The following is a 322-nucleotide window of genomic DNA, read 5'->3' as shown; positions in this document are numbered from 1 at the left end:
TGATTTTGAAAAAGTAGAACTTAAAATAAAAATTTTATATTTATTTTTTGAAACTTTAGGTTATGAAGTTTATATTGAAAATGAATTACTATATGATTTAAGTAAAGGAAATAATTTTCATGAAATAGAAAAAATATTTAATGAATATGCAAAAAATAAAAAATATAGCGTTGTTACTTCAGTTCAATATTATATAAGGGATAATAATATTTTGTATTTTCCCGAACAAAAACCTTACACTTATTCTTATTGGGAGATGGAAAACTATGATTTTGGGAAATATAAATTAAATAAAAATGAAACTTTAAGAAAAAAGAAAATA

General features: G+C 18.9%; 1 pseudogene. It reads left to right on the top strand.

Features of this window, described 5'->3' with window-relative positions:
- A pseudogene (locus AWT72_RS09920) lies at positions 1-322 on the top strand (hypothetical protein); the annotation flags it as partial.

The organism is Oceanivirga salmonicida, assembly GCF_001517915.1.
GTDB classification, from domain to species: domain Bacteria; phylum Fusobacteriota; class Fusobacteriia; order Fusobacteriales; family Leptotrichiaceae; genus Oceanivirga; species Oceanivirga salmonicida.
Note: the sequence above shows the minus strand (reverse complement) of the source record. Positions and strands in the feature narration are given on the sequence as shown.